Source organism: Ureibacillus sp. FSL K6-8385 (assembly GCF_038593155.1).
GTDB classification, from domain to species: domain Bacteria; phylum Bacillota; class Bacilli; order Bacillales_A; family Planococcaceae; genus Ureibacillus; species Ureibacillus terrenus.
The window spans coordinates 138,769-163,898 of record NZ_CP151968.1 but is presented as its reverse complement, the minus strand read 5'-3'; the positions used below and the strand labels follow the sequence as shown (position 1 = coordinate 163,898).

21 protein-coding genes, 1 tRNA gene and 1 pseudogene are annotated in these 25,130 nt (G+C 41.9%); 4 read left to right on the top strand and 19 right to left on the bottom strand.

The window, feature by feature from the left end; genetic code table 11:
- Nucleotides 1-402 precede the first annotated feature (402 nt).
- From dptF to dptH, 3 genes are read left to right on the top strand one after another with little or no spacing between them, the layout of a single operon-like run.
- Nucleotides 403-2,658 carry a DNA phosphorothioation-dependent restriction protein DptF gene (gene dptF / locus NST62_RS00770; RefSeq protein WP_328216056.1) on the top strand — a complete coding sequence of 752 codons (2,256 nt, stop codon included), beginning with the start codon at nt 403-405 and terminating at the stop codon, nt 2,656-2,658.
- A gap of 5 nt (nt 2,659-2,663) precedes the next feature.
- Nucleotides 2,664-4,028, top strand: a complete 1,365-nt coding sequence (dptG, locus tag NST62_RS00765) for a DNA phosphorothioation-dependent restriction protein DptG (protein ID WP_342463032.1) — start codon at nt 2,664-2,666, stop codon at nt 4,026-4,028.
- Entirely contained in the window at nt 4,009-9,249 is a 5,241-nt protein-coding gene (gene dptH / locus NST62_RS00760) for a DNA phosphorothioation-dependent restriction protein DptH (RefSeq protein ID WP_342463031.1), read from the top strand. The genes dptG and dptH overlap by 20 nt, the downstream gene beginning before the upstream one ends.
- A gap of 28 nt (nt 9,250-9,277) precedes the next feature.
- On the opposite strand, the gene NST62_RS00755 is transcribed toward dptH, so the two are convergent.
- The 16 genes and pseudogenes from NST62_RS00755 to NST62_RS00680 all read right to left on the bottom strand — a co-directional run bounded on the left by NST62_RS00755 (nt 9,278) and on the right by NST62_RS00680 (nt 21,487).
- Entirely contained in the window at nt 9,278-9,871 is a 594-nt protein-coding gene (locus tag NST62_RS00755; RefSeq protein WP_342463030.1) for a hypothetical protein, read from the bottom strand.
- A gap of 35 nt (nt 9,872-9,906) precedes the next feature.
- Nucleotides 9,907-10,497 carry a nuclease domain-containing protein gene (locus tag NST62_RS00750; RefSeq protein ID WP_342463029.1) on the bottom strand — a complete coding sequence of 197 codons (591 nt, stop codon included), beginning with the start codon at nt 10,495-10,497 and terminating at the stop codon, nt 9,907-9,909.
- Between the two features lie 31 nt (nt 10,498-10,528).
- Nucleotides 10,529-11,506, bottom strand: coding sequence for a DUF2357 domain-containing protein (locus tag NST62_RS00745; protein ID WP_342463028.1), 978 nt, complete (start codon nt 11,504-11,506; stop codon nt 10,529-10,531).
- 43 nt (nt 11,507-11,549) lie between these two features.
- Entirely contained in the window at nt 11,550-12,878 is a 1,329-nt protein-coding gene (locus NST62_RS00740; protein ID WP_342463027.1) for a DUF3578 domain-containing protein, read from the bottom strand.
- A 4-nt stretch (nt 12,879-12,882) separates the two neighbouring features.
- Nucleotides 12,883-13,443 carry a DUF3578 domain-containing protein gene (locus NST62_RS00735; RefSeq protein WP_342463026.1) on the bottom strand — a complete coding sequence of 187 codons (561 nt, stop codon included), beginning with the start codon at nt 13,441-13,443 and terminating at the stop codon, nt 12,883-12,885.
- 142 nt (nt 13,444-13,585) lie between these two features.
- Nucleotides 13,586-14,233, bottom strand: a complete 648-nt coding sequence (locus tag NST62_RS00730) for a sigma-70 family RNA polymerase sigma factor (RefSeq protein WP_342463025.1) — start codon at nt 14,231-14,233, stop codon at nt 13,586-13,588.
- Nucleotides 14,208-14,390, bottom strand: a complete 183-nt coding sequence (locus NST62_RS00725) for a hypothetical protein (protein WP_141601163.1) — start codon at nt 14,388-14,390, stop codon at nt 14,208-14,210. The genes NST62_RS00730 and NST62_RS00725 overlap by 26 nt, the downstream gene beginning before the upstream one ends.
- 255 nt (nt 14,391-14,645) lie before the next feature.
- Nucleotides 14,646-15,095, bottom strand: coding sequence for an NUDIX hydrolase (locus NST62_RS00720; RefSeq protein ID WP_141601162.1), 450 nt, complete (start codon nt 15,093-15,095; stop codon nt 14,646-14,648).
- Nucleotides 15,096-15,352: 257 nt separating this feature from the next.
- Nucleotides 15,353-15,631: a hypothetical protein gene (locus NST62_RS00715; RefSeq protein ID WP_141601161.1), complete on the bottom strand. Its 279-nt coding sequence runs from the start codon at nt 15,629-15,631 to the stop codon at nt 15,353-15,355.
- A 313-nt stretch (nt 15,632-15,944) separates the two neighbouring features.
- On the bottom strand, nt 15,945-16,475 hold the full coding sequence (locus NST62_RS00710; protein ID WP_141601159.1) for a DUF2812 domain-containing protein: 531 nt from the start codon (nt 16,473-16,475) through the stop codon (nt 15,945-15,947).
- On the bottom strand, nt 16,472-16,789 hold the full coding sequence (locus tag NST62_RS00705; RefSeq protein ID WP_141601158.1) for a PadR family transcriptional regulator: 318 nt from the start codon (nt 16,787-16,789) through the stop codon (nt 16,472-16,474). The genes NST62_RS00710 and NST62_RS00705 overlap by 4 nt, the downstream gene beginning before the upstream one ends.
- Nucleotides 16,790-17,071: 282 nt before the next feature.
- The gene (locus tag NST62_RS00700; RefSeq protein ID WP_141601157.1) at nt 17,072-17,329 is read right to left on the bottom strand and encodes a hypothetical protein; all 258 of its coding nucleotides are present in this window, start codon (nt 17,327-17,329) and stop codon (nt 17,072-17,074) included.
- A 375-nt stretch (nt 17,330-17,704) separates the two neighbouring features.
- A pseudogene (locus NST62_RS00695) lies at nt 17,705-18,213 on the bottom strand (YfiT family bacillithiol transferase).
- Between the two features lie 40 nt (nt 18,214-18,253).
- Nucleotides 18,254-19,195 (bottom strand): tetratricopeptide repeat protein, encoded by a 942-nt coding sequence (locus NST62_RS00690; protein WP_141601155.1) that lies wholly within the window; start codon nt 19,193-19,195, stop codon nt 18,254-18,256.
- A gap of 124 nt (nt 19,196-19,319) precedes the next feature.
- Entirely contained in the window at nt 19,320-20,837 is a 1,518-nt protein-coding gene (locus NST62_RS00685) for a succinate CoA transferase (RefSeq protein ID WP_342463024.1), read from the bottom strand.
- 470 nt (nt 20,838-21,307) lie between these two features.
- Nucleotides 21,308-21,487, bottom strand: coding sequence for a hypothetical protein (locus tag NST62_RS00680; protein ID WP_328216063.1), 180 nt, complete (start codon nt 21,485-21,487; stop codon nt 21,308-21,310).
- Nucleotides 21,488-21,714: 227 nt separating this feature from the next.
- Here NST62_RS00680 and NST62_RS00675 point away from each other — a divergent pair.
- Nucleotides 21,715-21,787, top strand: a tRNA-Ala gene (locus tag NST62_RS00675).
- 59 nt (nt 21,788-21,846) lie between these two features.
- Here the strand turns inward: NST62_RS00675 and NST62_RS00670 are convergent.
- The 3 genes from NST62_RS00670 to NST62_RS00660 form a co-directional block, all read right to left on the bottom strand.
- On the bottom strand, nt 21,847-22,413 hold the full coding sequence (locus tag NST62_RS00670; protein WP_141601152.1) for an NUDIX hydrolase: 567 nt from the start codon (nt 22,411-22,413) through the stop codon (nt 21,847-21,849).
- A 228-nt stretch (nt 22,414-22,641) separates the two neighbouring features.
- Complete coding sequence (locus NST62_RS00665) at nt 22,642-23,181, bottom strand: acyl-CoA thioesterase (protein WP_141601151.1); 540 nt, start codon at nt 23,179-23,181, stop codon at nt 22,642-22,644.
- A gap of 299 nt (nt 23,182-23,480) precedes the next feature.
- Nucleotides 23,481-24,947: a GGDEF domain-containing protein gene (locus tag NST62_RS00660; RefSeq protein ID WP_342463023.1), complete on the bottom strand. Its 1,467-nt coding sequence runs from the start codon at nt 24,945-24,947 to the stop codon at nt 23,481-23,483.
- Nucleotides 24,948-25,130 lie beyond the last annotated feature (183 nt).

Genomic DNA, 25,130 nt, shown 5'->3' with positions numbered 1-25,130 from the left:
ATTTTATCCGGGTTGGGAGAAAGGGAATTTACGAAGAATCCGATTTTGGGGATGAATCCGGTTGGCATCACGCGCCGATGCAAAATGGGTCCCGAGAAGAACCGGGAGACTTTCGTATTTATATATTAAACTGTCCGGTAAATATGTCTCCCTTTCAATCCTCTTCTCTCTTTTCTCCTGCCTGACCCTTTAATAGCAACATTTTTATCCGATACATTAAATAATCTGCTGTTTTTATCAAAATATAAAAATTCAATTTCTCGAAATAATTTATTTGTTTATATAATAGATATAACCTTTTCTCAAGTTGTAAAAACTCTGATATTCCATTACTTGCCTTAAAAGTTTAAAGATTTCTATATTATAATAACAATAATTAAAACATTTTAATGGTGGTGTGGTATGGAAAAACAGGAAACCGCTTTTGAATTTATAAAAGCACATAATCCCGACTGGGCGACGCTTGCCAAAGAATTTGAATCATTACTTTTCAAAGACGTTGATGCTTCTCTTGTAAAGGCCAGAAAACTGACCGAACTTGTTATAAAAGATGTTTATAAATTCGAAGAAATCGAGTACCCGGAATATACGAATCAATCCGAGCGATTAGTCCTGTTAAAAAACTACGGGGTGATTGACGAAGAATTATTCAAACTGTTCGACCGGATTCGGCGAATGGGCAATAGGGCGGCTCATGATGATAGAAAAACCCCTATCGCGGATGGCCTTAAAGTACATAACAATTTATACAGCATCCTGAAATGGTTCATGGAATCCTATGTCAGTTATGATATCCAAGTTCCGGAATATCAAGATCCAAAGCCGGAAACTCTCGATGACACAGTGAAAAATTTATTAAAGGAACTTCTTCCGGAATTCTTGAACAAAAGCACCATCAGGACTGCACCCGACCAAGACGTTTCGGCTGATGAACTGCCCGAACTTCATGGTTCCAGATTGTTATTCCAACTGAACCGTTTGCGGGAGTCTTCCCAAGATGCGGTTGAAGGTTACAAAGGTCTGAGCGGGTTTAAACAATACTTGCATGTGTCCCGGCCAATCGAGAAGAGGCTCGAAAATTATTTGCGTGAATGCGCAAAAGCCGAAAATAGCCGACTCATCCTTCTTTGCGGAAGCGTCGGTGATGGAAAATCCCATTTGATCAGCTATTTTTCCACCAAATATCCGGAACTGATGGATCAATTTAAAATCCACAATGATGCCACGGAAAGTTTCGACCCGAGAAAAAATTCGCTGGATACGCTTGCGGAGGTATTGGATGCCTTTTCGGATGAACGGATCGAGTCAAGCAAAGAAAAGCTGATTGTTGCAATCAACTTGGGCGTATTGAACAATTTTATCGAATCCGAATATGCGGAAACCAAATACAACAAACTGAAAGAGTTTATACAAAATGCCAATGTTTTCGATTCGAATACGATTTCAATGCCTCCTGAACACGAACATTTCAAGCTGATCAACTTTGCCGACTATAAAAGTTTCGAGTTGACCGCAAACGGTCAGGTTTCCGGCTATTTAACCGAATTATTCAAAAAAATAACGGATAACACGGCCGACAACCCATTTTACCAGGCCTATCTGCAAGACAGGGAAGCGAATGTCGCAAAGCCTCTTCTTATAAATTACGAGATGTTTTCATCTCCGTCCTTGCAGCAGCAAATCATTCAATTAATCATTAAAACGATTATCAAGGATAAGGTCATCATTTCAACCCGGGAATTGCTCAATTTCATATATGATATTCTGGTTCCAAACACTGTGGACGAACTGCGGACAGCGGACTTTATCGACATGCTGCAAAGTCTGTTGCCCAACTTGCTGTTTGAAGGCACCGAGAAATCCTATTTGCTGAAAATATTGGCCAAACATGACCCGATCCACATGAGGGTCAAAGAAGTCGACGAACATTTGATAGAGCTGAATAATTCCGGAGACTTTTACATGTTTTTCAGGGATATCATTTTTGATTCCTCAGCCCAAATATGGATCAATCATTTAAAAACCGTCGACGACATCGCCTATCTCGATAAAGATACAAAACGCGAATTATGTGAACTCTTTATTAGGGCAGCCTTCTTGTTCAAGTCGCATCTAAATGTATTTTTCAAAGATGATGTTTATTCAAAATACATGAAATACTTGTATGCCTATAACTCCGGAAAGAAACCTTTGCTTCAAGATTTATATTACGAAATTCAGAAAGCCATCTATTTATGGAAAGGAAGCCCAAAAAACAATTACATCTTTATCGACGATGAGGGAGGCAAAATCCGGATTGCCGAGCCTCTGACTTTAAAGCCGTCCGTAATTACCATCGACAATAAAAACGCTAAAGAGTACGTGGAGAGATTCACCACTACCCTACTGCTTGGATTCAAATGCGAATCGCACAATGAAATCCACAAAGTAGAAATCGATTTCCCATTATATGAAATGGTGATTAAAGTACTGAACGGCTATAAATTGAACAAGAAAAACAAGGAAGATTCAATCAAATTTATCGATTTTATTGACAAACTACTTCCATATGGAAAACAAGTGGAAGAAATCCTCGTCAAAGACATGGAGCATCATTTGACATTCACCATTAAATACAATGAAGAATTCGAATCTTATTCATTTAGCAGGGAGCAGTGATTTAGTTGCACGGATTAGAGGATTTGCGAAAATCGTTAAATGTCAAAGAAACAAATGGAAAGAAGACACTGAAGCATACAATTAACAAGAAAACTGCGTTTCTGCCCTTCCAGACAAGAAATCCCGAAAGAGCGAAGTTTAAAAACGGATTCTCTCCTGTACTGGGGCAGCTATTTCTCAATATCGCCGGAGTAAAGTCCGCATCCATTGAAAGAGACAGTTTGATCAGGAGCATTTGCGACACCGTCATGGCCGACGACGAAGATAAGCCCCATTTGGAAAGGATAGTAGATACCTTTATATATCAGTCCGGTAATATGAGAATATTTCATCCGATCATCTATAAATACATTCCCCTTTCCGAATCAAAAGAATCGGTCGGGGAAAGCGAAATTGCCCAATATATTTATGATTCATTGATTGGAGAAAACGAAGATATTCTCAGTGATTTTTTTGCGGTGAGCAGCTCGGAACACGTTCTGTCACGCCTCATCATCGAGCATTTGCCGGCTTTGGAAAAATCGGAAATAAAACGGAAGTATTCGCCTGCCCTTCCGTTCATCCGCGAACTGTTCCTGGAAGATTTAAAAATTCTGTTAACCAACCGGGAATTTTTCATGAATCACATTAATCTATTCTTTGCCTACTACTATTTCTATTCCATCACTCAAATGACAATGAAACTCAATCAATTTGAAAAGATGGATCCGGATCACCCCACTCCGGTTTATTATAATCTGGACTGGGAAAAAACAAACCGCAGCAGAAGGGCTGTGACAACGGGTTACAAACAGATCACTGCCAATGCCAGAAAATTGTTGACCCATGTGAATACCCTGGAACACTTGAACTTTATTTTTGGCACCGAAAATAAAAACTATCTCGAATTGCAGGCTATCTTCAATGAACTTGGCCAAGAAAAACAAGCACAAATATTGGAAGATATCTACACATGGACACAAGAATACACGGAAATCGTTTTGGGGAACAACGAGGAAATCCGGAAAATGTCCACTTTGGAGGATGCCATAAGACAGCTTCAACATCAGTTAAACGAAGGATTGCCTTTGGAAACAAGGTATCGGTACGCTCTGGCAATCAATGAGATAGGAAAATTATATTTCATCAAATCCCGCGGGTCTCTCGGGAACACGCTCAATGTCTCGCAAGATTTCCTGATTTTATTGACCGCCGTTTCGGTCAAAAAAGAAAAAATATCTTTAAAACAATTGTTCAAGGAATTTGAGAGACGCGGGGTATTTTTCGACAGATATTCCCAAGAGGAAATCATCGAATTGTTCAACAAACTAAACTTAATCGAGAAAAGAAGCGACAGTGGTGATGCACAATATGTTAAACCAATTTTATGAATATATGTCCAACAAACTTGTAGAGTTTTTAAAAGGCCAGAAGCTTGAAGGCGGAGAACGTTTCTATCTTCAATTCGATTATGAACAACATGTAAAAGAATTTTATGAAGCTTTAAGGAGCCTTCCGATATCCGAGGAATTTATTTACCAGCATGAACACGGAACGCCTTATGAAACCTTTGCATTGAACATCGATGGAATCAAAGTGGTCATTGCCGCTACAATCAATGGCATTACACCTGATTTTTTGGTCACTTTGCGGAATTTGGCAAGCGATCAGGAAGGCGATTGGAAAAATACCGCATTGATCAGCATTTCCCATCTGTCCCTGGACAGTATCAGCGGAGGAAGCAAAGACCTTCAACAAAAAGGGATGCCGTTCAATGTAAGAAGCATTACCAATTTCATCAAAGAAGAACTTGACTTCAACAATGCGCTTTCTGTTTCCGAAAAAGAGATCATCAAATTCCACTTGGATAGAAAGCTCGAAGATCTTGTTATCCAAACATCCATCTGGGATTACGCGGATATCATCGCGCTGATCAACAAAGGAATCGTTGCCGAAGAAGACTTCAAATCGCTCAATCTATTTCCGGACAAGGAGCTTGGAAAGAACTGCTATTTGAAACCGTCAGAAATCAAAGAGCGTTTGGACAAGAACCACCGTCTGTTTGAGACGGTCCAAAGAATCCATGATTATGAAACGTTGGACACTGAACTCGAAAAATATTTTGACGAAAAAATCATTCCGGCACTGAAGAAAGAAGATTGGTACAAAACACAGTTTGCCCAAGTAAACAATGCCTATGACAATGTAAAACATTCCTTCCAATATCTAAGCGATGAAACCAAAAAGCTGAACAAAAATGTTACATATTGGGAAAAACCGCAATTGGAAACAAAGGCAGGCAAACGCAAAAGACATATCATCGTCTTCAATGAAAACAAAGATCCGGCTATCCAGATGACATTTGAATTTGATGATTATCTGAAAAAACAATTTATCGATAAAAAAAGCGCCCCTTTTGCCAGTGTCAGCGGGAAGAAATTAAAAGTCACCCTTCCCTGCTCCGAAGAAGTCGCGTTTTATAAAATCGTATATAAACATAATGGCGACAACCAATCCCGCTATGAATTCAATTTTTGCATCGTGCCATTCCCCGAAAAAGAGTTGGAAGGCATTGAATCCATCTATGAAGTGGTCATCAAGGGTTCGGATCAGCATATATTGCTCAAATATGAAGACGAGAAAACAGCCATTGGCTCCGGCGAAACAGAAATTCCGCATGAGATAAAAGAGCCTTATGAAACGGTCCAAAAAAATCCAAACGAAAAGCTGATCATTTCCGTAAATTCTTCCGCTTGGGAAGACGATTCATTGACATTTAATTTATCGGTTGCCGGAAAATACTTAACATTCGAGTTTAAAGATACCGATATCAAATCCTACCCGATTACGGCCGGAAGAGTATGGAAATTGAAAAGGGAAAAACGCGAACATTTTTATCTTGAAAATGACAGATTGAAACAAGGAACGGCCACCTATTATCCGCACGAAGATTTTAAAAACATCCTTCTGCTTGAGAAAGAATGGGTGGAGAACAAATATCTTTACATTGCGGATGATGAAAAGGTCGCGGATTCCGCCCTGCCTGCAGAAATATTGGACCATTACCGCGCATACCTTGACTACTTCTCCGGCCATAATCGACTGCCGAGCCTGGCTTATATGGATGAAGAATTGCAGACTTTGGCAAAAAATTATGTGTCATCGGTAATTGAAGCGATCCAGTCCATCAAGGAAGATTCGCTTTTATCAACCGCGCAAAAAAATATCTTTAAACTCGGAACAATCAAGAAAAACGAAAAAATATGGCTCACACCTTTGCATCCATTGAATGTGGTCTATCAATTGAACCTTGAAAACACGATCGGCGATGAAGTACTGGACAGTACCATCCTTGAAAAACTGCATCCGAGAAACCTCCTGCCGTTCATCTATTCGGACAAAAATTCGCTATACAGACCGACGATGAACGCCAAATATCCGGAATGGCATGAATACGAGCCGGAAAAATTGGTGACGGTCGGATCGGCAAACGAATATTTGGCGAACGTCGTGGAAGAGAAGATGAAACAGTTTATCCAGCACTTCGATTATCTATTTTTGGAAAGCTCCCATTCTCCGTTGTTCCTGAACATTATTCAAATTCATAATGACAGGGAAGTCGTCAAAGGTATTTGCAATTTCCTGAAAAAGCATTTGGAATCCAGGGGCCCAGGCGGCATGATTCCGGTACAGGTAGGTTTGTACCGCGAGGACATCGATTCCCCGAGCCATTTCGAAATCTTCTCTTCCCTTCAAACGCCGGATGAAGTGGAGACGGAATTCGATATCAGCCTCAGCTCCAAAGACTTTGATCCGGTTGATGTGCTGCGGATCATCAGGGAACACATCAATTATTACAAAATGGAACTTACGCCGAATACCGATTTCTCTTATGCCCATATATCATTCTATAAAATTCCGACCCAGGACATCGATGCTTCACATCCGGTCGACAAACTGGAAACCGGCATCTCGTTAAACGGCATGATCTCGTCGGTGGTATCGATCGCCAGCGATTCCGACTACCGTTCCGGATTCGGCCTGATGAACGCTCCGGAAGAGAAAAACGATTTGATCACCTTGGCTGCATGCTACAATGAACTTTCTTACAACATGCAAAATGAAGGAATGAATTCCTACACAAAAAACAAATCAATCGTGCTCAGCACTTCGACAGAAGGAAAATCGCTGTTGAATAAGATTTATAAAGCTTCCCATTGGGTCACTTTCATCGACCCGGGAGTGGACTTGGACTTTTTCCAGCAGTCAAGTTCGGACATTCTGGTCATCCATTACAACGACCAATACACTTCTTCCGATTCATACGATGCCATCACGGTTACCGATAAATCAAAACAGTACAAAAAAGTGATTGCGGATTATCTGTCCGAAAAAGTGAAAGTATCCGACGAGAATATCGATCTGGCAATCAAATCCTTCAATTCCATAAACGGGGAATGGCTATTGAGAATCATCGGCAGCAAAGGTCATTTCGCAAGGGAAAAAATCAGCATCATCGCCGCCATGAAATATTTGGAATGCTACTTCCACCATTCGAATATCATTTGGATTCCGATTTCACTGGAAGAAATTTTGCGGGTGGCATCCGCAACGAAACTCAACAAATCGGAAGCCATTTTCTCCGCGAAAAATTTAAATTCGAAAGGCAAACATAGCGATGACATTCTTTTGATGGGCATCGAAGAAATTGACGATGCATTGTATCTGCATGTTTATCCTGTCGAAGTCAAAATCGGCAATCTGCAGACGGCAAAAGCGAATATCCAAATCGAAAAGACGAGCCGACTGTTCAAAGAGGCGTTGATCGATCAGCCGGGCGAAAACAGCTTCAAAAAGAAATTCTTCCGGAATTTCTTTGCCCAAATCCTGCTTTCCAACGCCAAAAAATTGCATTCAAACGGTTTATGGTCCGATGAAAAATACAACCGGGTCCACAGTCTGAAAGTGAAATTGTTGAACGACCGATTCACGATCGCGCGGCATCTCGAACAATACATCGGCCAGGGTGCCGTACTGAACTTCAGAAAAGATTACGGATTCCGTTCCGCTGAACTGGAGGACAACATCCTTAAACTCAGCTTCATCGAAGAAGATGCCTATGCAGGCTTGGTGATGGACAACCAGCAGATCTTGGACAAAATGCTAAGCGGCTTCATGGATTTCATACCGGAAAAGCTGCTCTACAACCAATATGCTCCTGAACAAATAAAGGAAAGTCTGAGGGAAAATGCCGTTCAGCCGCTTGTGAGGGATGAAATGGAATCTGTGTCGGACGCGTCTGGGATTCCGGAAAACGGCGGCAATGACGGACAAAAAGAACCGGTTTCCAACGAAGAAGCTCCGCCATTTAAATATGATGAGCCCGATCATCATATAGGGCTGGTCGGAGAAAAGGAGAACGACAGCTACATTCTCGACAATTCTTCAAACGATGAAGAATTAACAAAGAAATCAGCCGCCAAGTCGCCATTATCGGAGATTCGCATTCCAATCGGCGCGATTTCCGGTTCAAACCAGACCCTCTATTGGGAATTCGGAAATCCGCAGCTTGCGAACCGCCACCTGTCCATTACAGGCCGGTCCGGCCAAGGAAAAACCTACTTCATCCAATGTCTGCTCTGGGAATTGGCGAAACACGGCATTTCCAGCATTGTCATCGATTATACGGACGGATACAAGAAGTCCCAATTGGAAGAGGAATTCAAAGCCAAATTGGGTGCCAATTTGGAACAGTTCATCGTTCTGGCCAAAAAGTTTCCAATCAATCCGTTCAAACGGAACCAGAAAATCCTCGACGAGGATATCGTCATTCTGGAAGATGATTCGGATGTGGCGGAAAGAATCAAGAACGTCATCGGATCCATCTACCCTTCCCTCGGCATCCAACAGCTCAATGCCATCTATCAGGCGGTCATGAGAGGCATGTCGCGATACGACGAAAAGATGAATCTGCAACTGCTCCGGGAGCTGCTGGAGGAGGACGGATCCAATCCTGCGAAGACGGCCGTTTCGCAAATGAATCTGTTGATCGACAAAAATCCGTTCGACTACGAGAAAAACTTCGACTGGTCCTTCTTAGAAAAGGAAAAAGGGAAAGTGTTCATTATCCAGTTGACAGGCTACTCACCGGACGTCCAAAAAATGATTACGGAATTTGTATTGTGGGATTTGTGGTACTACAAATTGCAGCACGGCAACAAAAACCTGCCGTTCCCGGTGGTGCTGGACGAAGCGCAACGGCTCGACTTCGGCAATGATGCGCCGAGCTCCAAAATTTTGGTGGAAGGACGGAAATTCGGCTGGTCCGGATGGTTCTCGACCCAATTCCTGAAAGGCGGATTCTCGAGCGATGCCATCAGCCGCCTGCAAAACGCGGCCGTAAAAGTGTACTTCGCCCCGATGGAGAACGAAATCTCCACCATCGCGGAGAACCTGACCCAAAACAACGCCGAACGCAAAGAATGGGATTCCAAGCTGAAAAACTTGCGGAAAGGCCAATGCATCTTCTACGGCCCTGTCCGAGACAGAAACGGAAAACTGTTGCCGCCAAGACCTTACCTTGTGGATATTTATCCGTTGGAGGAAAGATGAGTTTACTCTGTATAAAAAGAGCTGGCAGCTAAATATTGGCTGCCAGCTCTTTAAACATTTCAAACAGATTTTCTTCTAATTCCTTTAATGAAATCTCCTTGATGATGTTTCCATTATATTCATGAAACAACGACTTGCTTCCCCAATGGAATATATGGTTGCCTACTTGAAAAAATGAAATTCTCGTATTTTGTGCAACTGCTTTTGTGCTCAACCCAATATCTACATGACCAGCAACCTCTTTTAACATTTTCAAAAACTGGCGCTGGAGATTATCTTCGAGTAAAAGTTCAGGTATTGTATATGCACCATGATAAAGATGCTCTTTAATCAAAATGGGCTCCGCTAATGTGTAACCATTAGATTTAATCTCATTCAATGGCGACGGCCAGCTTTCAACTTCAAAAACAATATGTTTTCCATCACGGATAATGTTCTTTATAAAACTCTCATGATGGATGCCGTTTGAAGTGCACAAAGCTATTTTCTTCGCTCTATTCCACCGCTTTGGCAACTTTTCTTCCATTATTCGAACGGTTAATTCCTTTGAATTCCCAAGGGGAACAACTAATACATATTCCGAATCATCTTTATACAAAAACTCCTTCGTTCCGATTGGCAATATCCCTTCTTCCTGCAGTTCATCGGCCGTTTTATTCAATAAATTATCAATAGGCTTTCAACTAAATCTGTCGCTTTCGGCAAAAATGGAAGGCCGCCAATATTGACTTTTCCAATACTTTTAAATAATGGATGCTCCTTATATTTGTCTTCTTCATTCCACGGAAATAAAACATGGGCGCCAAATGCAATCCGTTCATAACTTCCTTCTTTTTCAGCCACAATGGCATCCCGATATCGATGCATTGTGTTGATATCATCTTCCATCGGTCCCGGTCCCCATGGGCTTTCTTCAGCGCCAAAATTGATACGGTATTTCGCGTCAAAAATATACATATAATCGTAGTCTCTGCCCAATTTTTCAATCATAAGCATCGTATCAGGGATTTGCCTTACCGTTGTACTTTTTCCCGTAGAGTATTGATATTGTAGCTTAATAATTTCGCCAGTAGTTTTATGTTTGAATATTCTTGTTGCTCCACTGCGTTCCGAAAGATTAACAATCAACCCATCACTAGTAGTTTTTATAATATCTTGATCAATCTCATCACATTTTTCTTGAAGGATTTTTCCCAATCTCAAAAAAGTCCAATATTCATAAAGCTTTGCAATATCTTTAATGGACATTTTATAAATCTCACCACTCAAAATAATCCCTTTAGACAGAGTTGCGTAAATTTGATAGACATCCCGGTAACCCGGGGCCATTTGCAAAACCATGCTCATAATTTTGATATATCTTGTTTTCGTGGGTATCATAAGTATGAATTTTTTTCATAAGGAGACCTTTAATCGGCATTAATTGTTTCCCATTTAAAGCTATCCCCTTTTTCACTTCTTCAAGGAGTTTTGCATTTTTTCTCAAATAAGCCCGTCCAACAGTATCCTGTTTTCTTAATCGATCTCCTCGAACCTCTTCATAAACGGTGATCAATCGGTGATGGGGTTTCTGTTCCACAAAATTTACCGCTTTCATATAATCATCAAAATGTCTTTCAATCAGCCTGTAAAATTCAGTCCCTGTCGGCTCTTGATAGACTTTCGCAGAACCTTTTAAAAAAGTCCGTTTAATAAAATCATAGGCAAGATTATAAAGGATTTCGCTGATTTCTTTTATAATGGCTCGATAGTCATTCTTATAATCCAATTTTGCCGGATATACTTCCATCACAACAGATAAAAGCGTGTTACCTTGTTCATCTCGAATTTCAAAATTACTGAACCCTACTTCATTTTGGAAATAAAGAATTCCGCTTAAAATATTAGTATCTAAAACCGGACGGATGGCCTTCCGAAATCCCTCATATTCGTGAAAAAACTGAATTCTCGCATTTTCCCTTTTAGGCTTCACCTGTGTTAAATATCTGCCATTTTCAAAGAAAAGCGGCAGAAAACATTTATCCTGCCGCTGCTCGACTAATTGTCTACTGGTTACATCATAAATTTTCACAGTTGAATTTAGATCGTTGCAACTAAAATACATTGTTTCATGTTGATCGATAAAGGATTTATAACTCTCTTGAAGATAACGATCAAAATCAAGGTCTCCTGATATGGACAAATAAAGATCATCGGTTTCGATGGTAACAAGCTGTTCATTTCTAAGTAAGCCAAAAGGAAGTGAAGCCATTTTCATCCAACCTCTTTTTCATTTCCTCAAGTTTTGCAATACATCTTGGTTACTGACTAAGTTCATCCTTCAAATTCTCTAAAACATGGCGCACTATATGCTCTGTCCCGCTGATGCGCGGGAGAATTTTCTGCATGATGCAAAAATCCATCGCTTCATTTTCCGGAAGAAGCATTCCAGCTTCCGCATTATGTACCATGTAGAAACAAATCTCATCACGCACTCGATATCCAACTTGGGCATAAATAGGCTTCAAACAATCATTGATCCTGCTGATGATTTCAGAAACTTTCCGGATAAGCGGCTCATGCTCTGCGAATACATCCTTAAGAAAAATATACTTTGCTTCTAACACTTTATTAGAAACCCAAATCGGGTCCAATGGATGGTCATTTTTTTCAAAAGCACCGAAATTCATTAAATCAACATCATTAAATTCAATTGTATTTGCGCGATCTAACACTTTTTTACTGAAAGTATGGGTTGTTTCATCCATGTTAACAGTTCCAATTACATAGAGATTCCCTGGAAATATTAACGTTCTTTCGGCTTCATTTTCATCTTTATATTGAATTAGCGGGGATGAAGTATAGTTTCCATCCTTATCCTTTTTGCGGCTTTCCATGACACTCAATACATCACTAAAATAGTACTCCACCCGGGCCAAGTTCATTTCATCAAGCAGAACAAAATGTGGCAATTCAGGATATTCTATGGCATGTTCTACCATCTTCAGAAAAGGTTTCTTTACAAATTCCCCCTTAATATCTTCGTATCCTAATAATTCCGAACTATCGCTCCAATCAGGGCGTACCGGAATCAATTGAAATTGGCCATTGCTTTCCGTTGCACCGAGCGCCTCCGCAAAAAGTTGAACAATTTTTGTTTTTCCTGTTCCAGAAATGCCGGAGATGATAACAAAGGGTTTAGTTCTTAGTGATAAATATAAATTAACAATGTTTTCATAACTATAAAATAATCCTTTACTTTCAATGAATTTGTATATATGTTCTAAAACCTCATTATTTGTTAAATTCAAATTTGTATCAGCCTGATTGGTATTCTCTAAATTATCTTTATTTATCTGACTTTCTCCTTTTTTCAATTTTACAAAGTCTTCATACAATCTCACCATCTGAAATAGATCCTGAATAAGTACTTCATCAGAAGGAATATTATTTTTATCATATTCTATATAAATTGCAACTGAATCTTCATATTTTTTCGCTAAATTACCTTTACCAAGTTGGATTTTAGGTTCGTATTTAAATTGCGTATTAGGTGACAATAAACTTCTAATTTCTCTTTTTATTTTCTCCATTTCAACCTTAGAAGTTTTTGTTACTCCTTGGGCGAAAGTTAAATATACTTTTCTCATATCCTCACTGACTGAATAAATAAACTATATAGTAGCCACTTTGTGTAGATGTGGTAATTTCCGTATTCATTATCGCAATCCAAGGAACAGCTGCCCATTTCCCTGTCCCCACTGAACCATCAACTTTATATTTTTCACTTATAAATGGTAATTTTTCGAATTCAGAAGTAATCTGGTGTCTTACAAAATTACCTAATGGATTTTCTTTAAAAGGTTTTGTTTTCTCTACTAAATACTCATCCATTATTTTTATAAGACCTATTCTTATAGACTCATTATTTTCTGATAAATAATTTCTTAACCCCCATACTCCACTTCCTTTTCCTTTTACAGAATAGAAAAGATCGCTACTATCTCCAGGCTTTCCTCTAAATACCCCTTCTTTAGCATCACTTGAATGCTGATAAATATTTCTCCGTACTTGTGCTTGCCAATCTTCATATTTATCTAAATTAATATTTCCTCGTTCTTTTATTTTTTCATAAATTTCGTTAAGTGTACCAGTGCCACCTAGATCCATTAAAGATTGAATTATTTCGTTTACCCACATTGATTTTGCATCCATTTAAAATACACCCATTTTCCAAAAAATAAAACTATAATTATTATTTTGTTAAATTATAACCCAGTAATTTAATTTATAAAATTAAATAATTTATTAAAACAGATACCGTGTTTTATAATATTCAAATATATAATAGCTTATCTTATAATAATAAATCTTCATACTTTAACCTTTTCATTAATAGTTTTATACGTAACTGCTGTAACCCTTTATTTTCAATTTGTCTAATCCTTTCCCGTGATAAACCATACATTTTACTTAGTTCTTCCAATGTTTTTGGTTGCTTGCCATGCCACCCATATCTATGTTTTATGATATTTCTCTCCCTATCAGAAAGTTGACTCAAATACTCATCCAAGATTTGTATTAATGATTTTCGCAATAATCGTCTTTCCGGATAGAAAAAATCGAAATTATGAAGATAAGGGTGATTATCAGGATCAATTTCATCCAAATCAATTGATGAGTTTTCTTCCTCTTTGACTCCAATTTTATCTGGCAATAAAAGTTCCAAAAAGTTATAATCTATCTTCTTTACTTCTACATATGTCAATAGAGTAATCCCTACCTTGTTGGCAACCCATTGATAATCACTTCTATTAAAGAGTGAAATTGATTCATATTCCGCTTCTATGATTTTTCCGGTAAGTTCATATATATGACAAGGTAATGTAACAGTATAACCATTCTTTGCAACTGCATTTTTGATTGTAGATCGAACCCAATAAGTTGCATAGGTGGAAAAGGCAGCCCCCCGATCTAGTTCATATCTTTCTATTGCCTTTGCCAAAGCTATAACACCAATAATCCTTTAATACCTGTTCAGATAAATCGATATTATATTTTATAAACATTTCTTCCTTTATACCACTTAAGTCTATACGATCATTCTTTTTATATTTTTCAATTAGTCCTTCAATAAAATCCATTGCGGTAAATGTTTGCATTTACATCCCATCCCACAATAGAGTTTATTTTTCTCCCATATACAGTTAATTTTATAGAAAATTCCAAATTTTAAAAGTATTATCTTATCATTTTTAACAATTACTTTCACATAAAGTATTACGGTACTTAAAACAAAAAATAGCATCTACTTCTTATTTTAATATTCATAAATATAGGGCTGAGCAAAAGTTTCAGCCCTTCTAAACCACTTTTATTATCGAAATAAAGTTACTTAAAAATAATACGATGTAGTTTCACCCATCAAAATTTTCCACCAACCCAACAAACCTCCGATGACTCCCCACCATGTTTTCCGGCAGGCGATTTCGAGGGAAGAAGCGGACTTCGAGGGTTTCGGAGGGCTGGAATTCGAGGATGCCTTCCGTATCCTCCGTGTAGAAGACCGCCGTGACGCTGTAGAATTCGTCGCCGTTCGGGGCTTTGGTGTAGAATTCCTTGCCGGAGAAAACATGGAGGAGTTTCAGGTTGCGGATTTCCAGGCCGATCTCTTCCCGCACTTCCCGGATGGCGACTTCCTCAAAGCTCTCGCCGAGCTCCATGAGTCCCCCTGGAAGGCCCCATCTGCCTTCCGGACGCTTCTGCAACAGCACCTCTCCCCGACCGTTTCCGATGATCACCACCGAGCCCGGCAGAATGAGCGGTTTTGTTCCCACATATTGTCTCAAAAATTTATAGTATTCCATTGTCTTCCCCTGCCCCGTCAAAAATTGTCCTTCTCTTATCATGCACTCCCCAAACAAAAAAGTACAGAGTTTTTGCAAACGGCTTTCCACCGTCTTCCTAAATGAAACCTCATTCAGAAGCCGGCCGCATCGGCATCCTTCCCGCGCAGCCCACGCGAATCGCAAAACTCCGCACTTTTGATTTCTTCTTCGCTTAATTCTGGCACAGCTTCGGCATTTCCCATCCCGAAACGCTTCCGCTTCGCCGGCTCAGCCCCTTATTCCCATCCTTCCTCCGATGCCGCCTCTTCGTCCACATCCGTTTCCTCTTGCGCCTTTCCGCTTTTCAGCCCCATCGCAATCAAAACGGCGCCGACGAGCATTTGGACAATGCTCAATATAAACGGAGCCCATGTGCCTGTCCAGGTCAGATTGTCAAAAATATTGGCGACCCTGTACCCTTGTACATGAATGGCAATCGACATATGGACAAGCCCGAACAGCATCGTGCCGGTGAACACAAAAAATGCGCCCAGCAACACTTTCAATAGTTCCACGTTTCCACCTTCTTCAAAAATCCATTTTTCTCAAATATACTTTATTTTCCATACATTTACAACAGCAGAAAATGTAATAAATCCGTTGCATTTGCCCGCCTTCTTCTGCACCGGCCCGATGCCCATCGGCTTGCAATGCTTTTCCATCCCGCTCCGCCACGGCCCCTTGCATCCGGATAGGCCGGACTTCCATTCCGCAATTTCCGCGAATTTGCGGTCTGCCCGTCATTTATCGGGGCGGAACTTGCAATCCGGGATGTCCCACGCCGGCACAACCAAAAACCCCTTCCCGTCATGGAAAGGGGCTGCCGTTTCATTCAAAAAAGCTTTCCTGCAGCTTCTTCTTTTTTCTGCTGATTTTTATCATTTGCACGCCGATGATGAAGGCGGACAATGCGCACACAACGCCTGAAGCGATCGGCACCGCTTCGATGTCCGTCATCCTTGCGAGGGAGAAGTTGTACCCCGCGCCGCCGATGGCCACCAAAAACAGAATCAGGAACGTGTTTAAAATGCGGTTATAATAGGCGATTTTCGAGCCGGCATCCGTATACAGTTCAAATGGTCCCCCATCCGCCGGCTTTTTCGCGTAAATCCAGCCGAACGATTCATGGACAATGGAGGCGCCGCTGTCCTCCAAAATCCCGACATATTCTTCCTTCTCCTCTTTCGGCAGATTGCCGACGAATTCAAGCCGGTAAATGTATGCCCCCGGCTCGCCTTTCCGGAACACAAAGCGGCCGGGCGCGAATTTCTCGAGGTGCCATCCCTTTTCGGCCATGTCGTTGATCCACCGTTCTTCTTTGTCGTAATCCAGAAAAATGCGGTATTTGACCTTTTTCATTGTTTATTCCCTCCCCCGGTGATGAGCAGCCCGTTATGATACAGCTCCGAAAGCCGCGCGATTTCCGCTTCCACCGCCCGTTTTCCTTCCTCTGTAATGACGTATTCCTTTTTCCTTCCTTCCCCTTGCAAAGGGGCGATCCAATTCCGCTTAAGAAGCGACTTGATGGCTCCGTACACCGTGCCCGGCCCCAGGTGCACCCTTCCTTTGCTCAGTTCGGAAACGTATTGCATGATTCCATATCCGTGGCGTGGTTCGTAAAGGGCCAAAAGGATATAATATACCCCTTCGGTCAGAGGCGCTTTGTCGTCCATTTTCATCCCACCTATCGTCATTCGATATATCGCCTGTTGATATAAATATATCATGCCCCGATATATTTGGCAATCATCCTGATGTATTTTTTGAAAATTTGCGGCCTGGGGAATGGGCATACGGTTTCAAACAACAAAAAAAGAGAATTTGAGTCCGCTCAAATTCTCCCTGCTCCATTTTCCGCTTTTCTTTTCAATCAGCCGTACCTTTCCGCAATTCGGCAAGGCATCCAGGCTTTCCCTGCTTCCGGGAATGGCGTTTCTTCCCCGAATGTAAACCGCTTATTCTTCCGTTTCCTCCCCATCTGCCCGCGACTTCCTGCCGCTTCGGATTCCCAGGATGATCAATATGACGCCGATGACCAATTGAAGATTTGCCAATACATAGGGGTAAACGTTTTTCGTATAGTACAGGTTATAAAAGAAATTGTCGATCGTATATCCCACGGAATGGAACGTAATGCCCATATGGATCAAGCCCAGCAAAATCGAGCCTGACAAGATAAAAATGGCCCCAATCAATATTTTCATTAAATCCACATTTTCACCCTCTTAAATTTCCTTTTCCTCAAATATACGGCAATTCCAGGAAATTTACTATACTCTAAAATCGAATGATTTCATGGCATCGGACCATCTCCTACTCCGCCGGACATACGCCCTGCATTGCAGGGATAATAAATGCCTTCATCAAAACAAAAATGTTGATTTTGTAAACCCGGTGAATTTTACAACATGATCATGGACTAATCAAATACATATTGCTTATACTTTATCTTCAATTTGACTTGTTTGAAGTTTTTTTGCCAATAATAAAAAAACATTATAAATGTCCAAATTCTTCCGGCCGCTTAATGCCTTTCATCCACAAACAAAAACCCGGCCCGCCGATCTTTCGGCGGGCCGGATTCCCGTTTATCTGGATAATGCGATTTGGATATGGGCCAGATGGTGTTCTTCGTGCCAATGGCATTTTGCCAGCTCGGCCGCCACTGTGGTGTTGCCGTTGATTTGATGGCGGTATGTTTGATGGAGCTGTTCCTCCGTCAAAGTCCGCGCGTAGGCGGCAATCCGCGCATTGAGACCCTCAATGATTTTCAAGGACGCTTCCACCGGCAGTCCGGCATCCGGCAAGACCGCCCATACGTTTTCATCAAATGCCGGGATGGACGGGTTGTCCTCCGTCAGCGCCAATTTCATCCGGATATATATGTTCAACTGGGCATCCGCAATATGATGGACGAGCTGCCGGACCGTCCATGCCCCTTCCCGGTACGTTTTATCCAAATCCTCGCCGCTCAGCCCGTCCACCGCCTCTTCAGCCGGGCTGGGAATGTCTCAATGTCCTTCAACCATTCTTGCACCTGTTCCAATGTAATGGGATCAGGGATTTGGAGTTCCCCGATCGGATATCTGACATCCATTTTCTTAATCCCCTTTACTTTTTGAACTGACTGTATCTGGTCATCTCCGCTGCCTGATGTACCCCTGATACTCCGGATTCCCGTGGCGCTTGCATCCGAACAGGTAACATCCGCCCGTAAAATGCGGTTCGAACTCCAGTTTCGGCACATACCCCGACAGAATCCGCCCTTTCAATTGTCTATAATAGTTGTACTCTTTTGTGTAGTTGTCGATGGCATCATTCTTTTGTTCCTGTGTCCAGTTTTCGCTCACTTCTTCTTGGGAAATTTCCTCAATGGCCCTGTTTGTATTTTCCATCGCTTCCTGGATGACTTCATCCAGCCGGGAAATGCGGTCCAGCTTGTACAAAGCATAGGCGAACCGTCCAATCCAATAAGGGCTGTACGTATAGACATTGTATCCTTTTTCGAACCAGCGGACCGCTTCGACATAGTATTCCAGGTCGAGATACAAATCCGCTATTTCAATCGCTCCTATATGGTCATCCGTATCATGGTCGATGATTCGGAAACGGTCCAATTTTTCTTTCGCTTCCTTTGTCCGGCCGAGGTCAACCAGGCACTTGATGTGGCTGTACATGGCAATGTTCGAATTTTCCGCCGCCTGCAAGTAGTATTTGGCGGCCAATTCCAATTCTCCCAGTTTGTAATAAACGGCAGCCAAATTTTTGATGGCTTCTTTGGATGGTTGAATGGAAAGGGATTTCTTCAATGCCGCTTCCGCTTCTTTCCAAAGTTCCTTTTTGATGAAGACTTCCCCCAGGATATTGTAGGGAAAATATGATGCAGGATCCATTTCGACCGCTTCCTTTATCAATTCGAAAGCCCGGTCGACATCTTCTTCCTCATAAAGGTACATCCAGGCCAGGTTGTTCAAGGACTGTACATCTCTGCTCTCCTCCACTGCCTGATGAAACAGTTCCAAGGATTTTCTCGTCTCATTCCGCTCATACAGCTCAATCGCTTTTTCATTCGTGATCAACTAAGTCCCCCCAAATCATGTTTGATCAAACGCAACATTCTTCCATCCTCTTATCTGGAATTGATTCTTTTTGGATATAAAAAGGGTTACGTTGTCTGATACGTAACCCTTTTCCATCTTTACCTTATTTTACTTTTTCTTCTTCAAAAAGCATAGTCCCTTTTTCTTTCAAATTTGTGTGGAAAGAGAACGCTTTTTCGAGAATATGCGGTGTTTGTCCGCCCACTTTCGCTTTTGCTTCTTCAAAGTATGCACGCAATTGCGGTCTGTACGTCGGATGGGCGATTTCGATGATTTTTTCCGCTCTCTTCACCGGAGGCAATCCGCGAAGATCCGCATAGCCTTGTTCTGTGATGATGACATCCACATCGTGCTCAGTATGGTCGATATGGGATACGAATGGCACAATCGCCGAAATTTTTCCGCCTTTCGCCAAAGAAGGCGTTACGAAAATCGTGATTCGTGCGTTGCGCGCAAAGTCTCCGGAACCGCCGATACCGTTCATGATGTGAGTTCCGCTCACGTGAGTGGAGTTGACGTTTCCGTAGATGTCCACTTCCAGCGCAGTGTTGAATGAGATGACGCCCAATCGGCGGATGACTTCAGGATTGTTGGAAATTTCCTGAGGTCTGAACATGATTTTGTCTTTATATTTTTCCAAGTCTTCAGCCAAGGAATCCACGCGTTTCTTGGAAAGGGACAATGCTGTTCCTGTCGCGAATTTTACAATGCCCGCGTCAATCAAATCAAAGATTCCGTCCTGCAATACTTCGGAGTGCACTTCCACATCTCTGAATTGGGCATCTTTCATGTTTTTGAGAACGGCGTTGGCAACGGAACCTACCCCTGATTGTAATGGAGCCAATGAAATCGGCAATCTTCCCTCTTCCACTTCTTTGTTCAGGAAGTCGATCAGATGGTCGGCGATCGCCTGAGTTTCTTCGTTTGGCTCAAACAATGGGGAAGGAATGTCAGGCTGTTTGGACAAAATAACGCCTCTTACTTTGTCAGGATCTACACGGATCCCGATTTCGCCAATGCGGTCGGATACGTTGTAAATCGGAATTTCGCCGCGTTCTCCCTGATCCTTTTGAATGTAAATGTCATGAATGCCTTCATATGCCTTTGGCGCAGTCAAGTTCACTTCAATGATAACGTTTTCGGCTTTTTCGACAAAAATCGGAGAGTTTCCGACAGAACCCGTTGGAATGATCAGGCCATCCTCCGTAATGGCGGCCGCTTCGATGATCGCATAATCGATTTTTCCTAAAGTGCCTTTACGGATTTCCTCCGCCATGTGGGACAAATGCTGGTCAATATAATACATTTCGCCGTCATTGATTTTTTTGCGCATTACCGGATTCGCCTGATAAGGAACGCGCAAGTTCACGATTCCCGCTTCGGCCATTGCCTGGTCGGCTGCAGGTCCCAATGAAGCCCCTGTATAAACATTGACTTTGAATTTTTCTTTTTTGCCGCGTTCTGACAAAGCTCTTGGGAACTCCTTCGGTTCACCGAACAATGTGAAACCGCTCATGCCGAGGTTCATGCCGTCCTGGATCCAGGAAGCCGCTTCTTCGGCAGATACGATTTTGTCCAAGAATGCTTTGTTTCTGATTTTTTCGCTTATGATTTTTTCCATCAACAAGTCACCTCGTATATTTTGGTTTTCTTCGATTCAAGAATATTTAGAAAAAAGAGGCAATGGAATTCTTTCAACCAGGATTGGGATCTATATTAGGATTATTGACAGTATACAAACCCTTTAAGCCTAATTGTAAAGAGGAATGTCAAGTTCGTCTAATAAAAGATTTCTATGATTATAATAGAAAAAAACTATCATTATACAGAAATAATTGATTTTCATGCGTTTCTCCTATTTTTAATAAATACGGTAATCCTTTGGGATAAGGCAGAAATGATCGGTGGAAAGGAAAATAAAGGACCGGATCTTCTGAACGCAATTAAAAGGCATATGCGGCTTTAAAGACTGATTAAACGGCCCCCTGCTTCCGATAATCAACCGTCCATCGGCATACAAAAGAGGCGTTCCCGCAGAATGCGGAAACGCGCGCAATAGTTAAAGAAGAAACTATTTTATTTTTGCGATTATTAATCCCGCCACAATATAAGCTTTTTCGCCGCCTTCGTTTCCCCAATCAGCGCTTTATTGTTGGCAACCTGCTTGATCGTTTCCAAAACTTCTTGGGCAAATCCCATTTCCTTTGCCATTTCATCACTTATGATGTCATTTTGCTTTTTAGCCATTTCGGACAGTTTTTTCAGATTCATGCAACACCACTTGTCAAATAGTTTTCCTTGCAATATTTCGGCAACGAAAGGCGATTCCCTTCTTCAAGCTGATGCTTGCAAGGCGTCTTTGCTTATTTCTTGGCGCCGGCATTCTTGACACATCCTAATGTATTGCTATAAAATACTGACAGACTGTCCTATATTAAATTTCCGCTTGCAAGAAGGCCAAACGGTTTCAAGTATTGGCCAAAACATTGAGATATTACGGGGCATTAGCACAGCTGGGAGTGCGCTACGCTGGCAGCGTAGAGGTCGCCGGTTCGAGTCCGGTATGCTCCATAGCAAAACAAAAAGAACCGCATCCTGCAATGCGGTTCTTTTTGTTTTTCCATCGCGCATCATTTTTCTTTCAATAAATGCAGTTTTTCATTCAGCTTCCGGTAAACCACCTGCAAATCCCGCTCCGTGCTCGCCTCCACCGCTTCATCCAACGGAAACCACTTGATATCGCTGTTTTCGTCCGGTTTGATGCAAAGCGTTTCCCCTTCATCGGCTTCCAGCAAAAAGGTCGCATTCAGATGCACATGGGTGGCGATATGCCGGCCGTGTTTCTCATGGGCGGCCACCCCCAAAATTTCAATGGAAAAGATGTCGTCCATTACGGGCACGACTTCCTTCAATCCGGTTTCCTCTTTCGCTTCCCTGATGGCCACCCTCAACAAATCGGCATCCCCGTCCGCATGCCCCCCTGTCCACGACCAGGACTGGTAAATGTTGTGGTAGATCATCAGCACCTTTGTGCGGTCTTTGTTGACAATCCAGGCGGAAGCCGTGAAATGGGCGAATTCATTGTCGCGGGTCAATAGATTGTCGAATGTGTCCATATAGCGGAGGATGAGCTCTTTGTCCTTTGCTTCCTGCGCATTATATGGCACGAAGCTTTCGATTTGCTGCCGCAGATTCATGAGAGTTGCTCCTTTATTCCATGTATTTTGATATGGATGAAATATGTATTTCATACCTCATACAAAAAGTATAGGAGCAAAGCCGCCCGAAATTCAAACGACGGAACTCTAAAGACGCATCATTTCGGGCGGGAGTGCGGCACACAGCCGCTCAATTGAAAAGGCCGGACCTGTCGCCCGGCCTTCAGTTTTCCTGAAAATCCCCTCACTGGCATAACGTTTTCCGGCTTATTTATTGGAGTACTCCATAATCACTTTTGGAGATGTGCTATGCTCCTTCAAGTATGAAACGATTTCCTTGTTGACGGCTATTTTTTGCTTCCTTAGCGCCGCGCGCATTTGCGCCTGTTGATGCAGGTACTTCTCTTCCGCGGTTTCCGGAATCACCTTTGGCACAGGGGTCGGTTTTTTGTTTTCATCCAGGGCGACAAAGGTGAAATAGGCAATTGCCGCAATTTTGGATTCGCCTGTGCGCAGGTTTTCCGCATGCACTTTGATGAAGATTTCCATGGAACTCCGGTTGGTCCATGTAACAAAAGATTCGAAGCAGACCGCTTCCTGTGGCCTGATCGGATGCAAAAATTCAACCGCATCCACCGAAACGGTTACGCATTCCCTCCGGCTATGTTTTGCGGCGGAAATCGAAGCCACCTGGTCCATGTCGCTCAGCAGACGTCCGCCAAACATCGTATTGTGGTTGTTGAAGTCGTTGGGAAAAACCCTGCTTGAACGCAATACCCTTGATTCGCTGCAAAATTTGGCTTCCATATGTCCTCCTCCTTCTCTTTGGCAAGCATGGGATAATAGAGGGCGCGGAAAAAATCCAAATCCTCTTCTGTTTAAAAAGGTTCAATATCAATCCGGAGCTTGAAAAACCTGTTGATCCCCTGCTTTTTCATTTCTTCGAATCCATGGACATGGACCCGTCAATCAAAATAAAAAAATATTAATAGAAATCTTATGCTGCACACGCCTTTTTTATTACTTGGATCAAACGGGTTCCGCCATAAAAAAACCGGGCGCCTTTCCGTTTTCAGACGCCCGTTCCGTATCGTGGTCTTCTTTTCTCAGGATTGTTCGGATTGAAAGATGGAATATTGCCCTCTTCCTTTTTTCTTTGCCATATATAAAGCCGCGTCCGCTTTCTTGCAAAGCAGGTTTTTGTCGTCGCCGTCGTCCGGATAGAAAGAAATGCCGATGCTTGCCGAAACGCCGAGATTATAGATATCCTCATTTTTTCTAACAAATTCGTTGATTTTTTCAATGATGCTTTGCGCCAATTCTTTCGCTTCTTCCGGCGTCGTCGAATTCACCACCACCACGAATTCGTCCCCTCCGTAGCGGTAGGCCACCCCTTTCCGTGATATGGTTCTGTGGATGATGTGCGCCACTTGTTTCAACAGCGCGTCTCCTTTATGATGCCCCCGGATGTCATTCACTTCTTTGAAATGGTCCAGGTCAATCATGAAGAAGGCCGTCTTCTTTCCGTTTTTCGCTTTGACCGTCGATAATAATTCATCGAAAGCGGACCGGTTGGAAAGCCCTGTCAATCGGTCATGGTAAGCCAGATACATCGGTCTTGCAATGGCGAAGGAAAGCACCAGAACAAAGCTCAGAATAATGAACAGCTGGATCAGGAACATTTTTTTATATTGGCCGAGATTTTCGCTCCAAACGTTTTTGTCGTAAATGATTTCAATGACTTTGTTTTCCGCGAAATCTTCATCATAGGCCGAATCATAATAAACATAGCGGTAAGTGGCCGGTTTCCCTTTCCATTCGCCCTCAATTTCCTTTGTTTCCTTTGATGCCAAAGCCGCTTCGAAGGCTTTCCTTTGTTCCATCGTCAGTTTCCTGTCTGATGCGGATTTCCCAAACGTCAACCCGCCGATATTTAAAATATGTATGTCATAAATATAAGGGTACAATTTTTTCAGCTCATCGATCGTTTGAAAAAAGTTGAATGTGTCGAATACAATGTTTTCATTCAGCGAGTAGCCCAATTCAATCAAATATTTTTTATCAGGGGTGGCCATATAGCTGTATTTTTTCAGTTCCCCCGTTTTCTGCTCTATATCCATGGCCTCGTGGAAAAATTCCCCGGAATCTCTCCGGTAATCCAATAAGTAGGCCAGCTTCTTGCAGCATTCATCAAAATCCAATCCAATATCTTCCGGAAAACTGCTGTGGGTGATGACGTTATCCTGGTCGATGATGTATATGTGCATGCCGATTTCTTTATATAATTCTTCGAAATCCCATTCATCAAAATTGGGATTTTTTTTATATTTTTCAATCAGCCTCAAAGAATAATTATGCATTTCTGACGCGGTGTTGTAATCGAGCAGCCCCATGGCCTTTTCGAACGTTTCGATCGAATTTTTGATCGTCCCTTCAATCCGATGAAATATCAACCGGTTTTCCTCGATCGTCTGATCCCTCAGCTTGATATAATTGATGATTGCGATGAACGCGCTGCTTAGTATGGAAAAAACAACAATTCCCACGATGATTTTGCCCCGTAAATTATTCATTGAACCACCACATACCCGATGAAATTCTATCACAATCTTTTTGTTCCGATAATAAAGTCATATTTTTAACAGTGTGATTATAATTATATACAACGAAAACTTCATTTGAAATGGAACCATTAGATAATTTTTTTACCCTTTAAACCTATTTTTTATAGAGGGACACGACTTTATCCCTATTAA

Coding starts and splice junctions, on each gene's coding strand:
- dptF (WP_328216056.1), top strand. CDS start 403: ATGGAAAAACAGGAAACCGCTTTTGAATTTATAAAAGCACATAATCCC.
- dptH (WP_342463031.1), top strand. CDS start 4,009: ATGTTAAACCAATTTTATGAATATATGTCCAACAAACTTGTAGAGTTT.
- NST62_RS00750 (WP_342463029.1), bottom strand. CDS start 10,497: ATGTCCATTAAAGATATTGCAAAGCTTTATGAATATTGGACTTTTTTG.
- NST62_RS00745 (WP_342463028.1), bottom strand. CDS start 11,506: ATGAAAATGGCTTCACTTCCTTTTGGCTTACTTAGAAATGAACAGCTT.
- NST62_RS00740 (WP_342463027.1), bottom strand. CDS start 12,878: ATGAGAAAAGTATATTTAACTTTCGCCCAAGGAGTAACAAAAACTTCT.
- NST62_RS00735 (WP_342463026.1), bottom strand. CDS start 13,443: ATGGATGCAAAATCAATGTGGGTAAACGAAATAATTCAATCTTTAATG.
- NST62_RS00725 (WP_141601163.1), bottom strand. CDS start 14,390: ATGCAAACATTTACCGCAATGGATTTTATTGAAGGACTAATTGAAAAA.
- NST62_RS00720 (WP_141601162.1), bottom strand. CDS start 15,095: ATGGAATACTATAAATTTTTGAGACAATATGTGGGAACAAAACCGCTC.
- NST62_RS00710 (WP_141601159.1), bottom strand. CDS start 16,475: ATGAAAAAGGTCAAATACCGCATTTTTCTGGATTACGACAAAGAAGAA.
- NST62_RS00705 (WP_141601158.1), bottom strand. CDS start 16,789: ATGGACGACAAAGCGCCTCTGACCGAAGGGGTATATTATATCCTTTTG.
- NST62_RS00685 (WP_342463024.1), bottom strand. CDS start 20,837: ATGGAAAAAATCATAAGCGAAAAAATCAGAAACAAAGCATTCTTGGAC.
- NST62_RS00680 (WP_328216063.1), bottom strand. CDS start 21,487: ATGAATCTGAAAAAACTGTCCGAAATGGCTAAAAAGCAAAATGACATC.
- NST62_RS00670 (WP_141601152.1), bottom strand. CDS start 22,413: ATGAATCTGCGGCAGCAAATCGAAAGCTTCGTGCCATATAATGCGCAG.
- NST62_RS00665 (WP_141601151.1), bottom strand. CDS start 23,181: ATGGAAGCCAAATTTTGCAGCGAATCAAGGGTATTGCGTTCAAGCAGG.
- NST62_RS00660 (WP_342463023.1), bottom strand. CDS start 24,947: ATGAATAATTTACGGGGCAAAATCATCGTGGGAATTGTTGTTTTTTCC.